The 14,570-nt window shown below is 70.3% G+C and carries 16 protein-coding genes and 1 pseudogene; 10 read left to right on the forward strand and 7 right to left on the reverse strand.

Annotation, left to right across the window (positions count from 1 at the left end):
• Positions 1 to 78 precede the first annotated feature (78 nt).
• Together ABD830_RS16595 and ABD830_RS16600 are read right to left on the reverse strand one after the other, a co-directional pair.
• On the reverse strand, positions 79 to 1,416 hold the full coding sequence (locus ABD830_RS16595; protein ID WP_344987987.1) for a sensor histidine kinase: 1,338 nt from the start codon (positions 1,414 to 1,416) through the stop codon (positions 79 to 81).
• Between the two features lie 157 nt (positions 1,417 to 1,573).
• On the reverse strand, positions 1,574 to 2,437 hold the full coding sequence (locus ABD830_RS16600) for an LLM class F420-dependent oxidoreductase (protein WP_344987989.1): 864 nt from the start codon (positions 2,435 to 2,437) through the stop codon (positions 1,574 to 1,576).
• Between the two features lie 213 nt (positions 2,438 to 2,650).
• Between ABD830_RS16600 and ABD830_RS16605 the strand changes: the two genes are divergently transcribed.
• Positions 2,651 to 3,823 (forward strand): FAD-dependent monooxygenase, encoded by a 1,173-nt coding sequence (locus ABD830_RS16605; RefSeq protein WP_344987991.1) that lies wholly within the window; start codon positions 2,651 to 2,653, stop codon positions 3,821 to 3,823.
• A gap of 10 nt (positions 3,824 to 3,833) precedes the next feature.
• On the opposite strand, the gene ABD830_RS16610 is transcribed toward ABD830_RS16605, so the two are convergent.
• A complete protein-coding gene (locus tag ABD830_RS16610; RefSeq protein WP_344987993.1) occupies positions 3,834 to 4,370 on the reverse strand; it encodes a helix-turn-helix domain-containing protein in 537 nt (178 codons plus the stop codon).
• A gap of 356 nt (positions 4,371 to 4,726) precedes the next feature.
• Between ABD830_RS16610 and ABD830_RS16615 the strand changes: the two genes are divergently transcribed.
• Positions 4,727 to 5,281 (forward strand): YceI family protein, encoded by a 555-nt coding sequence (locus ABD830_RS16615; protein ID WP_344987995.1) that lies wholly within the window; start codon positions 4,727 to 4,729, stop codon positions 5,279 to 5,281.
• Positions 5,282 to 5,302: 21 nt separating this feature from the next.
• On the opposite strand, the gene ABD830_RS16620 is transcribed toward ABD830_RS16615, so the two are convergent.
• Together ABD830_RS16620 and ABD830_RS16625 are read right to left on the reverse strand one after the other, a co-directional pair.
• Positions 5,303 to 5,779 (reverse strand): copper chaperone PCu(A)C, encoded by a 477-nt coding sequence (locus tag ABD830_RS16620; protein ID WP_344987997.1) that lies wholly within the window; start codon positions 5,777 to 5,779, stop codon positions 5,303 to 5,305.
• Between the two features lie 107 nt (positions 5,780 to 5,886).
• On the reverse strand, positions 5,887 to 6,315 hold the full coding sequence (locus ABD830_RS16625; protein WP_344987999.1) for a MarR family winged helix-turn-helix transcriptional regulator: 429 nt from the start codon (positions 6,313 to 6,315) through the stop codon (positions 5,887 to 5,889).
• Positions 6,316 to 6,411: 96 nt separating this feature from the next.
• On the opposite strand from ABD830_RS16625, the gene ABD830_RS16630 reads away from it, so the two are divergent.
• A complete protein-coding gene (locus ABD830_RS16630) occupies positions 6,412 to 7,146 on the forward strand; it encodes an NADPH-dependent F420 reductase (protein ID WP_344988001.1) in 735 nt (244 codons plus the stop codon).
• A 42-nt stretch (positions 7,147 to 7,188) separates the two neighbouring features.
• Here the strand turns inward: ABD830_RS16630 and ABD830_RS16635 are convergent, their stop codons facing one another.
• Positions 7,189 to 7,788, reverse strand: coding sequence for an excinuclease ABC subunit UvrC (locus tag ABD830_RS16635; RefSeq protein ID WP_344988003.1), 600 nt, complete (start codon positions 7,786 to 7,788; stop codon positions 7,189 to 7,191).
• A 67-nt stretch (positions 7,789 to 7,855) separates the two neighbouring features.
• A pseudogene (locus ABD830_RS54250) lies at positions 7,856 to 8,104 on the reverse strand (nucleotide excision repair endonuclease); the annotation flags it as partial.
• 152 nt (positions 8,105 to 8,256) lie between these two features.
• Here ABD830_RS54250 and ABD830_RS16640 point away from each other — a divergent pair.
• From ABD830_RS16640 to ABD830_RS16670, 7 genes are all read left to right on the forward strand, one after another.
• Positions 8,257 to 9,192 carry a DUF5829 family protein gene (locus ABD830_RS16640; RefSeq protein ID WP_344988005.1) on the forward strand — a complete coding sequence of 312 codons (936 nt, stop codon included), beginning with the start codon at positions 8,257 to 8,259 and terminating at the stop codon, positions 9,190 to 9,192.
• Positions 9,193 to 9,374: 182 nt separating this feature from the next.
• Positions 9,375 to 10,202 (forward strand): SGNH/GDSL hydrolase family protein, encoded by an 828-nt coding sequence (locus ABD830_RS16645; protein WP_344988007.1) that lies wholly within the window; start codon positions 9,375 to 9,377, stop codon positions 10,200 to 10,202.
• On the forward strand, positions 10,202 to 11,398 hold the full coding sequence (locus ABD830_RS16650; RefSeq protein WP_344988009.1) for an acyltransferase family protein: 1,197 nt from the start codon (positions 10,202 to 10,204) through the stop codon (positions 11,396 to 11,398). The genes ABD830_RS16645 and ABD830_RS16650 overlap by 1 nt, the downstream gene beginning before the upstream one ends.
• A gap of 42 nt (positions 11,399 to 11,440) precedes the next feature.
• Complete coding sequence (locus ABD830_RS16655; protein WP_344988011.1) at positions 11,441 to 11,971, forward strand: GerMN domain-containing protein; 531 nt, start codon at positions 11,441 to 11,443, stop codon at positions 11,969 to 11,971.
• Complete coding sequence (locus ABD830_RS16660; RefSeq protein WP_344988013.1) at positions 11,968 to 12,651, forward strand: response regulator transcription factor; 684 nt, start codon at positions 11,968 to 11,970, stop codon at positions 12,649 to 12,651. Before ABD830_RS16655 ends, ABD830_RS16660 begins: the two co-directional genes overlap by 4 nt.
• Positions 12,648 to 14,102: a sensor histidine kinase gene (locus ABD830_RS16665; protein ID WP_344988015.1), complete on the forward strand. Its 1,455-nt coding sequence runs from the start codon at positions 12,648 to 12,650 to the stop codon at positions 14,100 to 14,102. The genes ABD830_RS16660 and ABD830_RS16665 overlap by 4 nt, the downstream gene beginning before the upstream one ends.
• Before the next feature lie 32 nt (positions 14,103 to 14,134).
• A complete protein-coding gene (locus ABD830_RS16670) occupies positions 14,135 to 14,563 on the forward strand; it encodes a Fur family transcriptional regulator (RefSeq protein ID WP_344988017.1) in 429 nt (142 codons plus the stop codon).
• Positions 14,564 to 14,570 lie beyond the last annotated feature (7 nt).

Genomic DNA, 14,570 nt, shown 5'->3' on the forward strand with positions numbered 1-14,570 from the left:
GGTTTCGCGTGGCGCGATCAGCTCGTGCCGGACTCCCCCGCGCTCCGGCCAGTACCCGATTGACCTGCTATGACACCCTCAGCCGAGGGGAAGGCGAAGGACGAACCGGCTGCCGTGGGGGCTGTCCTCGATCTGGAGGGTGCCGTCGTGCGCCTCGGCGATCTGCCGGGCGATCGACAGGCCCAGGCCGGTGCCTCCGGCGTCCCTGTCGCGGGCCTTGTCCAGCCGGGTGAAGCGCTGGAAGACCAGCTCGCGCTTGTCCGGGTCGATGCCGGGCCCGTTGTCGACCACTTCGAGTATCGCGACGCCGTGCGGGTAGCGCTGGGCGTCACGTTTGCAGCTCGGCTCACGCCGTACGTGGAAGGCGACGGTCGTGGCGGCGTGCCGCTCAGCGTTGTCGATCAGGTTGGTGAGCAGGCGCGACAGTTGAAACCGGTCGCCGGTCACCACCACGCCGGGCTCGAGCGCGTACTCGAACCGCTTGTCCGGCTTCGGCCGCCTCTCGCACTCCGAGGCCACGAACTCGGCCAGGTCGATGGGCTCGCGCTGGCCCGCCCTGCCCGCCTCCAGCCGCGCTATGGTCAGCAGGTCGCCCACGATCGCCTCGAGCCGGTCCAGGCTGGACAGAACGGTGTTGCCCAGCCTGGGCACGCTGGTCTCCTCGGGCGCGTGCAGAGCGTCCTCGACCTCGGCCCGTATGGCGGCGATGGGGGTACGCAGCTCGTGGGAGGCGTCCGAGGTGAAATGGCGCTGCTGGTTCATCGCGGTCTCCAGCCGGGCCAGCGTCCGGTTGACGCTGTCGGCCAGGTCGTGGATCTCGTCCCGGCTCGGCGGGAGTGGCACCCGCCGCTCGGGGCAGGTCTCGGTGATCCTGTCGAGTTCCGCCCGGATGGCGGACACCGGCCTGAGGGACGCGTTGACGATCCGGTGGCCGATCCCGGTGATCGCCACAGCCATCAGCACCGCCGCGCCGATCACGATCCCGGCCAGCCACGGATCGACGTACGGAGGAATCAGCGGGGAGGAAGCGTAAACGACCCAGTCCTGCCCCTCCCGGTACGCGGACTGCGCGACCACCATGTGGCACTCGCCGGAAGGGAAGACCTGGCCGCATACGACGCCAGTGATGATCTTCCTGCCGTCGGGGTTGAAGCTCGACATCGCCGGCTTGCCCCGCAGCGGCGGCGTCGATGCGACGACCCGCCTCGTGGCGTCGACGATCTGCAGGTTGCGGCCTCTGTGCTCGACCAGCGGCGTGCCCAGCTCGTTGTGCTCAACCTCGTGGGCCACCCGGCCACCGGCCGCGGCGAGCTCACCGACGAGGTTTCCCATCTCGAACCGGTAAACCGCGATCATGACCGTCGCAGCGAGGAGCGCCGACAGCAGCGTCGCCACCACTCCGGTGAACAGCGTCATACGCTTCGTAATCGACAGGCGTCGCTGAGTCTTCATCTGCCAATCCCCTCACCCAGTCGAACACGCGGCCCGTAGCAGCCTGTGCACGGGGGGTTCGGGGATTGGCATCGGAGCGTCCAAGACCTCGCCAAGTCTGGGAGGCGGTGGAACGGCAGGCTCAGCGGCCGAGCGGGGTGATGGCAGATATCCGTACGGCGAGCTCGGCCAGATGGGTCAGCCACACGTCTTCGGAGGGGTCGGGCACGACGACGATGACGTGCTCGATGCCCAGCGCGGCCAGCTCGGCACAGCGCTGGACGCTCTCCTCGACACTCTGGCCCTCGGGGATCCGCATGTGAAGGGTCTTCTCGATCTCCTCGTAGGGCCGTCCCAGCCGTTCGCAGTGGGCGCGCAGCACGTCGAGCTTGTGCCGCACGTCGGCGCCGAACAGGAAGTTGCAGGCGTCGGCGTACTGGGCGACGAGGCGGAGGGTCTTCTTCTCCCCGCTGCCGCCGATCAGGATGGGCGGGTTGCCGCGCGGCGCGTCGAGCGTACGTTCCAGCTGATAGTGCCGGCCGTGGTACGGCTTGTCCTGACCGCTCCACATCTGCCGGGCGATCTGGAGCGTCTCCTCGAGCCGCTCGAACCGCTCGGCCAAGGGCGGGAAGGGGAGCCCCAGGCCGCGGGCCTCGGGCTCGTACCAGGAGGCGCCGATGCCCAGGACGGCACGGCCGCCGGAGAGCGCGTCCAGGGTGCTGACCTGCTTGACCAGCAGCCCGGGCGCTCGGTGGACGGCGCCGGTCACGAGCGCGCCCAGGCTCACCCGGCTGGTCAGGGCGGCGGCGTAGGACAGCGCGCCGTACGCCTCCAGCATCGGGTCCTCCACGGAGCCGAAGTTGGGGATCTGGAAGAGATGGTCCATCACCCACAGGCTGCGCAGACCCGCCTGGTCGGCGCCTCGGGCGACGGCGGCGAACCTGCCGGCGATGGCGGCGTCGCCGCCTGGCCAGGTGAAACGCGGGCAGGTCAGACCAAGGTCCATGGGAGGACTCCTTCATTCGGGTGAACGGGGGCGCCCGCCGCAGGCAGGTCGTCACTGCGTTTGCGGGCATGAAAAAACCCTCTCGCCTGGGCTGTGCCCGAGGCGGAGAGGGCTCCGTGGAAGTCATTATCTCACGCCCACCGCCGCACGTTCGACAGTCTCGACTACTTTATGTGATATATCGATAGCAGTAAGTGACAATCGGGGGCTCTTGTGAAGATCGCGTGCGTTGGGGGCGGACCAGCCGGCCTGTACTTCTCGATCCTGATGAAACGGGCCGACCGGGCCCATGACATCACCGTCTACGAACGCGACCCGGCCGGATCGACGTACGGCTGGGGCGTGACCTTCTGGGATGAGATGTACCAGAATCTTCATCTCGCCGATGCGGAGTCCGCGCGCGCCATCAGCGAGAACATCGTCCGCTGGAACAGCTGGGTCACCCACCTGCACCGCCGCGCGACGTTGACGGTGGACCACGGCGAAGAGGGCTTCGGCATCGGCCGGCACCAGTTGCTGGCCATCCTGGCCGAGCGGGCCCGTTCCCTCGGCGTGCGCATCGAGTACGAGCACGAGATCACCCACGAGGACGAACTGGCCGGCGCCGACCTCATCGTGGCCGGCGACGGCATCAACAGCACCCTGCGCGAACGCCACGCCACCCACTTCGGCACCCAGACCACCCTCGGCCGCAACAAATACATGTGGCTCGGCACCACCAAAGCCTTCGACTCCTTCCTGTTCGCCTTCGTCGAAACCGACCACGGCTGGATCTGGTGCTACGGCTACCCCTACAGCCACGACCACAGCACCGGCGTCATCGAATGCTCCCCCGAAACCTGGAAAGGACTCGGCCTCCACCAGACCCACGAAGCCGACAGCCTGGCCCTGCTGGAAAAACTCTTCGCCGACATCCTCGACGGCCACCCCCTCCTCGGCCGGGCACTCAACGACGGCAGCGCACACTGGCTGAACTTCCGCACCCTGACCAACCGCACCTGGCACCGCGGCAACCTCGCCCTCGTCGGCGACGCCGCACACACCACCCACTACTCCATCGGCGCAGGCACCGCCCTCGCCCTCGGAGACGCCGCCTTCCTGGCCCACTCCCTGTATCAGGACGACCGGCTGGAGGCCGCCCTGGCCCGCTACGACCGGCGACGCAGAGCCGAGATCAGACGCATCCAACGAGCGGCCCACTACAGCGCCCAGTGGTACGAGAACCTCCCGCGCTACATCGACCTGCCACCGGTGGAGATGTTCGCACTGCTGGAGCAGCGGCACTCACGAGTGCTCCCGCACGTCCCGCCGCGGCTGTACTACAAGATCGGCCACCTGGTCGATCGGGTCGCGTCGCTGCGCAGGTCACCCGGAACGCCCGCATAGGCAGCGAACCTCACTGTCCATCCGCCTCGGCCGGGAAGAAGATCGTGCTCATCAGGTAAGGCCTGCGGCCCGGGGCGGGCTCGTTGCGTGCCTTCGAGACGAACACCTCGTACAGCGCGTCGATCATCTGGGCGAGCTCGTCCGGGCTGAACCAGTACGTGCCCTGCCGGTAGCCCACGAAGTCGGCGCTCGGGTCGGCTCCGTCCCGGTCCAGGTAGGCGTTGAACTCGGCGAGCAGGGCCGCCATGGCCGCGGCGAACCCGCGGCGGTGGTCGTCCAGGGACATGGACGTGGCGTCCTCGGCGTCGATCCTCGTGCGCTCGCGGCACAGCCGGTAATGCCGCTCGACGGCGCCGCGCACCCGCTGTTCGCCGGCGACCTCCAGCACTCCCGCCTCCGCCAGCACCCCGACGTGCCGGTACACGGTCGTCTTCGGCACGTCGGCCAGCCGGGCGCACAGGTCGGACGTGGTCAGGGCGTGCCCCCCGGACATGGCGTGCACGATGCGCAGCCGAACCGGGTGCAGGAGCAGATCGATCGTGTCCACTCCCCCATGTTCCCACGCCTGGTACCGTTACCAAAAATGTGAATGGTTCGACACGTGACGAGGCCTCAGCCGCGCAGCCTCTTCTCCGTCGTCCCGCACACCGGGCAGGCCGCGTGGACGGTGCCGGCGCGGAGCGCGGTGGCGCAGACCGCGCACGCAGCACGTCGTCGGGCAGGGCCGGCAACTGTGGCAGGAGCCGGGATCACGGTCGCGGGAGGCGACGGCCATGAAGTAGCAGTTCGGGGCGATCTGTCCCACACCCCATTCATCCGGGAAACGCAACCGGCAGCCCCGGATTCGCCATGCCGGCGGCACGTGTCACCGTGACTCGTGCACGTGCGGGCTAACGTGACAAGGTGAGCATCACCGCTGGTAACTACACGTTCGGCGCCGAGTCAGGCCGGCTTCTCGTCCATACGACCCGTACCGGGCTGGGCGCGAAGGCCGGCCATGATCTCACCATCGAGGTCACCCGCTGGCGCGGCACCGCCGTCGTCGACGCCGCCGACCCGGCCAACTGCTCGATGACGGTCGAGGCCGACGCCGGTTCGCTCGAGGTCAGGGAGGGGACCGGCGGCGTCAAGCCGCTGACGGACTCCGACCACGCGGAGATCGAGCGGACCATTCGGGAGAAGATCCTGCAGGTGCGGAAGCACCCGACGATCACGTTCCGATCGACGCGGGTGGACGGGACCGCGCAGTCGTTCCGCGTCGAGGGCGAGCTCACCCTCGTCGGGGTCACGCAGCCCGTCGAGGTCCAGGGTTCGCTGACCGACGAGCGCGTGCAGGGCTCGGCGACCGTCGTGCAGACCCGATGGGGCATCCGGCCCTACTCGGCGCTGCTGGGCGCGCTCAAGCTCAGCGACGAGGTCGGAGTGTGGTTCGACGTCGGCCTCGTACCGAAGCTGTGATCGGGCGGCCGTCCGCCGCCATCACCCCGTTGGAGGCGGCGCGGTGGGCAGGTTGGCGTACTCTCCGGCTCTCAGCTGGACCGGGACGTTCACGCGTATGGGTGCGGCGCCGCTGAAGGCGAAGGTCATCGGCACCGTGGCGCTGCGCACGCCGCTGACGGTGCCGATGGGCTTGTCGCCGGTGCCGACGGGCTGGTTGGGAGGCAGCGTGATCGGCCCTGCCAGCTGTACGGAGCCGCCGCCGTCGACGGTGATCCGGTCGAGCCGGGCGGGCCGGCTGCCGGAGTTGATCAGGACGGCGTACAGGGCGAGTTGCGGGGACGGCGAGTCCGGGTCCGCGCCGTCCAGGAGGAAGGCGTTGCGCAGGTGCAGCACGCCTTGCAGGTCGGCGTTGGCCCCGCTGTTCGGCGCGTACGTCTGCGACGGGTACGTCCCCAACGACGTGCAACCGGTGGCGGCCAGGGCCATCCCGATCATCGCAGAGCTGATGGCACGCATAGCCACGCCTCCCGTCGTCACCAGTGGTAATCGCTTCGCTACCCGCTGATGACCACCCGAAGCATGGTCAGGCCACCCAAAACCGGCAGATCACGAGAACGCCGCGCTCAGGCGATGAGGGTCTGGAGCAGCTCGCACAGGGACTGCTGTTGCGCCGGGCTGAGCGCGGCCAGCGGGGAGTGGGTGTTCAGACGTTCCAGGACGTCGATCCGGCGGCGTTCGCCCGCAGGGGTGAGGACGACCTCCTTGGCGCGCCGGTCGGTCGGATGGGGCCGGCGCTCGATCAGGCCCTGCTGCTCCAGCCGGTCGAGGACGAACGTGGCGTTGGAGGCCTCGCAGACCATCCGGTTGGCCAGCTCCCGTGCGGTGATCGGGTCTGAGAGCTCCCGCAGCGCGACCACCTGGGCCGGGGTCAGCGCGAGGTCGTCGGCGACGCGTCGTACGTGCGCGTCCAGCTGCTGGGTGAACCGGTGAGCCAGCCGGCACACGTCCCGGTCGATCTGCGTCTGCGTCACCGCGTCGGCCCGTTCGGTCATGGTCGGAGAGTCTAGCGAACATGATTCGAGTCATGATAGTTATGACTCGCATTACTTGAACTCGAACTATCGTGTGCCACGTCGAACGGAGAAGTCGTGCCCCGGACACTCGGAGTCATCGGCAGCGGAATGATCGGTTCTTCCGTTGCCCGCCTGGCCGTCGCCGCAGGTCTCGAGGTTGTCCTCAGCAATTCGCGAGGGCCTGAGACGCTCGCCGAGCTGGGCGGGCGCGTCCGGGCAGCCACACCGGACGACGCGGCACGCGCCGGAGACCTGGTGGTGGCGGCCATCCCGTTCAACGCGTACGACCGGCTCCCCGCCGACGCGCTGGCCGGGAAGACGGTGCTGGACACGGCGAACTACTACCCCGAGCGGGACGGCCACCTGACCGAGCTGGACTCCGGCGAGCTGACATCGAGCGGCCTGATCCAGCGTCACCTTACGGGCTCTCGGGTGATCAAGGCGTTCAACACCATCACCCCGCACCAGCTGGTCTCGCTCGCCCGGCCCGCGGGCGCGCCGGACCGCAGCGCCCTGCCCATCGCCGGCGATGACGCCGCGGCCAAGGCGGAGGCCGCCCTGTTGATGGACGTCCTCGGCTACGACGCGGTGGACATCGGCACGCTCGCCGACAGCTGGCGCAGTGAGCCGAACACGCCGGTGTACATCGAGCCCTATCTCGGCGAGGTGCCCGCCATGAACGTCGAGGCGTTCCTCCGCTGGACGTTCCAGACGCCTGGCGTCGCCGTCCCGGCGGCGGAGATCCGCAAGCTGGCCGAGGTCGCGGTCCGCCAGGCGGCGGGAGAGGCCAGGCTCCCGAGTGACGGGTGACGCTCGTTGAGGCCAGGCTCCCGAGCGACGGGTGACGCTCGATCAGGCTTGGCTGAGCGCCGCCGCCAGCTCGGCATTGCGCCGGGCGAACTCGGCCCATTCGGGCGGCGTGACGGCGCTCGCCCGGGCCACGGCCGAGCGAGCGCACTCGCGCTGGTCCCATCCGTTCAGGCGCCCGCCGCGGATGGCAAATGTGACGGCGAGCCCGTCCGCCCACCCGCATACGTCCTGGTCGCCGCCGCCTTCGACGGTGACGCGCTGCACGCTCGTCACCCATTCGAGCGCGACCAGCTCTTCCTGGATCCGGGCGGCCAGCTCGAAGGTGAGCGCCGCTGCCGCACGGTCGCGCGCCGCTGTCAGCGCCTCACGCGCGGCCTCGGCGTCCGTCCCGTCGAGCGTGGAGATGACGGCCTCGGCGAGCCGCTCCCTGAGCTGCGGGCCGATGCCGCGCCTGGCCGCGATGTCGCGTTCGGCGCCGGCGAGCCGGTCACGCGTGTACGACAGCGGGAACGCCCGGTGCAGCCCGGCGATCGCCTGCCGCGCTCTCGTCCCGCCGAGGTAGGGACCGAAGCCGACGCCCCCGTCGAACCGTGCGACGTGGCTCGTGCGCACCCCGGCGGTGCGCGGCCGCGTGTCGACCACGATGTAGATCGACGTCTCCGCGCCGCCGGGAGTGCGGTTCCAGGGGGGGCATCTCCGCTTCGAGCAGGTTGCGCTCGAGCCAGGCGGCCTCGTGCACCGACTCGCACGCCACCGCCTCGACCCGGGCGACCCGGGCGACCATCTTCGTCAGGTGCAGGCGATCGCGCAGGTCGCCCCAGTAGGAGCGCACCCGGCTCCGAAGGTCGGTGGCGCGTCCCAGGTAGAGGATGCGGCCATGCCGGTCACGGAACCGGTAGACGCCGGGCTCACGAGGCAGCCGTGCCGCCGCGCGAGCAGCCGATGATCCAGCTGACACCCGGCTGAGTCAAACATCGGCCGCCGAAGGTGTCAACGATCGTCACGCCGTGAGGGGCTCGCCACATCGCCGCTATGAGATCGCCACATTTGCAGTATTGGTCCTGTCAAACCGATAGTAAAGGTGATCATCCTCGCTCTAAGATCACTTTCATGATGATTCGCCGGACATTACGGATGATCACCGCTCTCACCGCGACCTGCGCCGTCGCGCTCGCCGGGGGTGTGGGGACGGCCCAGGCCGAAGAGTCCCACGTGTCGTCCCAGAAGCAGCTGCTGTTCTACAACCACGCCTACAGCGTCGTCGACCGGGAGACGGCCGACGCCGTCGAGAACTCCGCCTACCTGCGGGAGTTCGCCAACTTCGAGGTCCGCACCACGACCGGTGGCGGGATGACCTGGAAGGGCCGTTACCTCAAGGGCCGCGAGACCTACATCGAGCTGTTCGGTGAGGGCGACCTGCCCGGCCAGGACGCCCTCTACGGCTCCGCCGGGCTGGGCGTGTCGACCGAGCGCACCGGCGACCTGGCCAAGGTGACCACGCAGCTGGCCGCCCTGGGCATCAGCGACCCGGCCAAGTACCGCCAGACGCGGGACTTCGGCGATGGCGTCCCGATCCCGTGGTTCGACACCATCCGCACCACGGGCGACCAGTACGAGGCCTTCGACCCGTGGGCGATGGAGTACTTCCCGGAGTACTTCGCCGACCCGCGCAGCCAGACCGAGCCGGCCAGTTACGACGGTGACGTCAGCCGCGAGCGCTACCTGCCCGACGCCTACGCCGACCATCTGATGCGTGACATCCGGTACATCAACATCGGCGTCCCCGCGCGCGACCTCGCCAACACGGTCCCGCTGCTCAAGGCGGGCGGGTTCGACGTCACGGTCACCGGCGGCGGCGCCATCGCGACGGGTGGCGGCACCACCATCCAGCTCGACTCCGTCGCGCGTGAGAAGGCGGGCCTCAAGCAGGTCTCCATGTCGCTCAACCAGTCCGTGGCGACGCGGCACGAGGAGCGGATCGGACGTTCGACCCTTGTCGTGGGCCCGGGCGCCAACGCCGAGTGGACCTTCGACGCCCCGCAGTAAAGCCCCCTAGCACTTCCTTCACACGCCCGGCAGGCGACGACGTCGATCGTCGCCGGCCGGGCGTCGTCGTTCACCCGCCGGAGGCGAGGGGCAGCGAAGCTCTGTGATGGCTGATCCCTCATTGTGTGATGAAACGATGACAACGCGGTTGACCACCGGATTCGTCTGATTGCCTACCGATCATGCGACCGACGAACCGCTCCCCTGGCTCCCCGTTCCCCCGAGGATCTACCGGCCGCCGCCGTGCCGGAGTGATGGCGGCCGTGGCCGTCGCGGCCGGGGCCACGCTGGCGGCCTGCGGCGCATTCACCGCCGCCCCCGGCGACGGACCGGCCGCGAAGGACCAGCACGCCGGTCAGGCCGCGACCAGCGTCAGGGTGCTGTGGATGGGCGACTCCATCGCCGGCGCCGAGGCCCCGGCCGTGGAGGCCGCGCTGGAAGCCAGCGGTGTGCAGGTCAAGAACGCCACCTCTGACGGCAGCGGCAACGTCGTCGCCGGTGATCACCCGGTGACGGCCGTGGCGGCCCAGGACACGTGGAAGACGCTCAAGGAGAATCTCGCCTCGTTCCGGCCGACGGTGATCGCGTACCAGATCACCACCTACGACTGGGGCACGTCCCGCCAGCAGCTGGCGGCCTACCAGAAGCTCTCCCGGACGGCGAAGGACGCCGGCGCCCGGCTCGTCGTGGTGTCAGCCCCGCCGTTCAAGATCGACGACTTCTACCGGCCCCACAAGGACGCGATCAAGAGCGCGCCCGCGATGGCCGCCAAGGTCACTGATGTTCGCTACCTGGACGCCTCTGAGCTGTGGGGGGACGACTACGCCGCCGGCAAGGCCCAGCGCGCCCAGGACGGGGTCCACTCCTGTCAACAGGGATCGGCGGCCTTCGCCGCCTGGTTCGCCAAGCGGCTCGGCGAGCTGGCCGGCTTCACCCCTGCCGCCCCCGCCGTCTGGGCCACCGGGCCGTGGACCGGCGACGACCGCTTCGCCAAACTCGGCTGCGGCTGATGGGAGCGACGACGTCAGCCCCGCGCCGCGCTCATGTCGGCGCGCTTGACGGGCTGCGCGGGCTCGCCGTCACCGCGGTCCTGCTGTTTCACGCCGGGCACCTGCGCGGCGGGTTCCTGGGCGTCGACCTGTTCTTCGTCCTGTCCGGCTTCCTGATCACCGGCCTGCTGCTGGAGGAGCTCGGCAGGAGCGGCGGTCTCCGCCTGGTGGCCTTCTGGGAACGCAGGGCCCGCCGTCTGCTGCCCGCGCTGACCGTCATGGTCATCTCGACACTGCTGTCGGCCTGGGCGTTCGCCGGGCCGGACCTGGTGAGGTACGCCCTCCAGGACGCGCCGTGGGTGGCCGCCCAGTGCGTGAACTGGCACGTCATCGGCGAGCAGATCGGCTACTGGAACGCCTCCGGCACCCGTCTGTTCGCCCACCTGTGGAGCATCGGCGTCGAATGGCAGTTCTACCTGGTCTGGCCCCTGACGGTGGCACTGGCCGGGAGAGGGCCCGGCGGGCACCGGCGGGTGGCGCTCGTCGCGGTGGCCGGTGCGCTCGTCTCACTCCTGCTCATGATCAGGCTCGGGGCCGCCGTGGACACCACCCGCGCTTACGAGGGCACCGACACCCGGGCCTTCTCCCTGCTTCTCGGCGCGGCCGCCGCCACCGCCCCCGTCCGGGCCGCGGTGAGCGGCCTGTCGCGCACCGCCGTGGACGTGGCGTGCGTCCTGCTGCTGTGCGGTCTGTCGGCCTCATGGCTGCTGACCGGCGGGGAAAAGGACCCCGGCCTGTTCCAGGGCGGAATGTTCGCGCACTCCCTGGCCGGCGCCGCGCTGATCGCGCTCCTCGCCCACGCGCCGGACGGCCTGGCGGGCCGGGTGATCGGCAGCACCGTACCGCGCCTGCTGGGCGAGCTGTCCTACAGCCTGTACCTGTGGCACTGGCCGATCTACCTGCTCCTGCCACGGCCTCTGGCCGGGCTCGACGGCTGGGGCTGGACGATCGTCGCGGCCGGGCTGTCACTGCTGGCTGCGGTAGTCTCGAAGGCCACCGTCGAAGATCCGATACGGCTGCGCACCGGCTGGGCCACCGGGCGGCGCGGATGGGTGGCTGTGGCCGCCGCGGCGGTGCTGGCGGCAGGGTTGTGGGCAGCGATACCGCGGCCGCAGCCCGGCGCCGGGACGGTCGACGTGAGCAGACTCAGTCAGTAGTCATCACCGGACAGATCCGCCAGGAAACGAGGGAGCGGACACATGCCAAGGGTCTTACGCCACCTGGCGGCCGTCCTGGCCGCGGCGGCGACGGTGGCGGGCTGCGGGATCAGCGACACCGATGCACGCCCTGCCGGTGACCTGGTCCAAGGCGGCCTGACCGCGAACCCCGCGGGTTCGCTGCGGGTGTACTTCGTCACGCCCCAGGGCACCTGGCCGGTCTCCCGGCCGGCGTCGGCCGGTGCCCGGTTGCAACAGGCCATGGACGCGCTGCTCGACGGCCCCACAGCGGCCGAGCGGGCCCGGGGGCTGATCACGCAACTGCCCTCGGCGCCTCAGCCGGTACGGGCCAGGACGGCCAAGGGCCGCGTACAGCTGCATCTGCCGTGGCTGGTGCGTGACCTGCGCCCGGCGGCGGTGAGCCAGCTGGTCTGCACGGCCGCCGAGGCTCCAGGCGTCGGCGACGACCCCGTCATCGAGGTGTTCGAGCCCGGCATGGCAGGCAGGCCCTGGCCGGTCAGGTGCGACGAGAGCGGGTCGGCCGTCCCGGCTGAGCAGGGAGCCGCCTCGTGACCCGCGTCCTGCTGATAGAAGACGACCCGGCCGTACGCCGGGGCGTGAGCCTCGGCCTGCGCCACAGAGGCCACGAAACCCTGCTCGTCTCGACCGGTGAGGACGGACTGGCCGAACTCGTCGCGAGCGCGCCCGACATCGTCCTGCTCGACCTCATGCTGCCCGGCATGAGCGGCCTGGAGACCTGCCGCCGCATCCGCGCCTTCAGCCAGGTGCCCATCGTGATCCTGTCCGCGCGCGACGACGACGTGGACGTGGTCGTGGGCCTGGAGGCCGGCGCCGACGACTACGTGATCAAGCCTGCCAGCAGCGAGGTCATCGAAGCCCGCATGCGCGCGGTGCTGCGCCGAACCACCCAGCCCGCCTCCGCCGACCAGGCCCGCACCACCCACGGCGACCTGTTCGTCGACCGAGTCGCCCTGCGCGTGCTCAAGCACGGCGAGCAACTCGCGCTGGCGCCGACGGAGCTGAAGCTGCTGCTGTTCCTGACGGCCGCGCCCGAACAGACCTTCAGCCGTCAGCAACTCCTGGAACAGGTCTGGGAACACACCTTCTACGGCGACTACCGGCTGGTCGACGCGTGCGTGATGCGGCTGCGAGCCAAGATCGAGAACGACCCTCGCAACCCCCGCTACATCCAGACCGTGCGCGGCTTCGGCTACCGGTTCGGGCCGCTGTGATCCGCCCTGCCCGAGCACGCGGTCTGCGGGCCCAGCTGGTCCTGGTGTTCCTCCTGGTGTCCACGATCAGCGCGCTGACCGCCGCCGCGGTCACCTACCGCCAGGGCCATGCCGCGATCGTGGACCGCGCCCAGGCCGACGTCCTGCAGGAGCTGCGCGCTCACCTTGCCTCCCGAACGCCCGATCTCCCGGCCGACCCGGCCGAGACGGACCTGCGCAGACTGGCCCGGCAGCTGGACCTGGCGGCGGGCACGCGGGGCTGGCACACCGCCCTGTCCTATCGCGGCGGCCCGCTCATCGCCGCCGGGAAGCAGGCGCCGCCGCTGCCCGCGCACCTGCGCGACCAGGCGGCCTCGGCGCGCACCGCGCTGGCCCAGCGCTTCCACCACGCCCGGACACCCTGGCTGGCCGTGGCCGTTCCCGTCACCGCCGCCGCGCGGCCGCACGGCCCTTCGCCGCTCGTGGCCTACGCCTCTGTCTCCCTGGCCTCCCAGCAGCGGGACGTGGACAGCCTGGCGGCCGCCGCGCGCGCCGGAGCCCTCCCCGTCGCCCTGGCCTCCGTCGTCCCCGCTCTGCTGGCCGCGCGCAGACTGCTGAGACCGGTACGGCGGCTGCGCACGGCCGCCGAGCAGATGGCGGGAGGCAGCCTGGACACCCGCGTGAGCATCACCGGTGACGACGAACTCGCCGACCTCGGCCGCACCTTCAACACCATGGCGGCCACGCTCCAGGCCGACGCGGCCGCGCTGCGCGACATGGAAGCGCGGGCGCGCCGGTTCGCCGCCGACGTCTCCCACGAGCTGCGCACGCCGCTGGCGGCCATGGCCGCCGTGACCGAAGTCCTCGACGCCGACGCGGCCTCCGGCCGCCTCGCACCGCTCACCGCCGAGGCGCTGCAGCTGGTCTCCGACGAGACCCGCAAGCTCACCCGCCTGGTCGAGGACCTGATCGAGGTGTCCCGCTTCGACGCCGGCGCCGCCGTGCTGAATCTGGACGACGTCGACGTGAGCCAGCTCATCGCCAAGACGCTCGCACTGCGGCACTGGCACGACCGGGTCCGGTCCGACGTTCCGCCGGCTCTGCGCGCTCGCCTCGACCCGCGACGCGTCGATGTCATCATCGCCAACCTCGTCGGCAACGCGCTACGGCACGGCGGCCCGGCGGTGCCGGTGCTCGTCCAGGTCCAGGCCGGCGCCGATCAGCTCGCCATCACCGTCTCCGACGACGGGCCCGGTATCCCCGCCGACCTTCTGCCTCACGTCTTCGACCGGTTCACCAAAGGCGACGCCGCCCGTGCCCGTACCGACGGCAGCGGCCTGGGCCTTGCCATCGCCAGTGAGAACGCGCGCCTGCACGGCGGCACTCTCACCGCGGCCAACGCCCCCGGAGGCGGAGCCGTCCTGACCCTCACCCTGCCGCGGAACCAACCGCCCAATCTGTGGCAAACTTGAACTATTCCAGATTAGGACGCTATGTTGGCCGTATGGCGTCTGACTTCGAGGCGCAGTTACGAGCAGTCTCGTTGCGCGTGACCCGGCCGCGGTTGGCAGTGCTCGCCGCGCTGCGCGATCATGCGCACGTCGACACCGACACGGTGATCGCCCTGGTACGAGCCCAGCTCCCCAGGGTCTCCCACCAGGCGGTGTACGACGTGCTGCGTGCGCTGACCGATGCCGGTTTGGTGCGGCGCATCGAGCCGGCCGGTACGACCGCCCGCTACGAGTCACGCGTGGGGGACAACCACCACCATGTCGTGTGCCGCTCCTGCGGCGCGATCGCGGACGTCGACTGCGCCGTCGGGAACGCCCCCTGTCTCACCGCCTCAGACGACCAGGGCTTCGTGGTCGAAGAGGCGGAGGTCGTCTACTGGGGCACCTGCCCCGACTGTGCGGCCAGACGCATTGACCAGTGACCCGGTA

Origin of the sequence: Nonomuraea helvata (genome assembly GCF_039535785.1) — a bacterium.
Taxonomy (GTDB): domain Bacteria; phylum Actinomycetota; class Actinomycetes; order Streptosporangiales; family Streptosporangiaceae; genus Nonomuraea; species Nonomuraea helvata.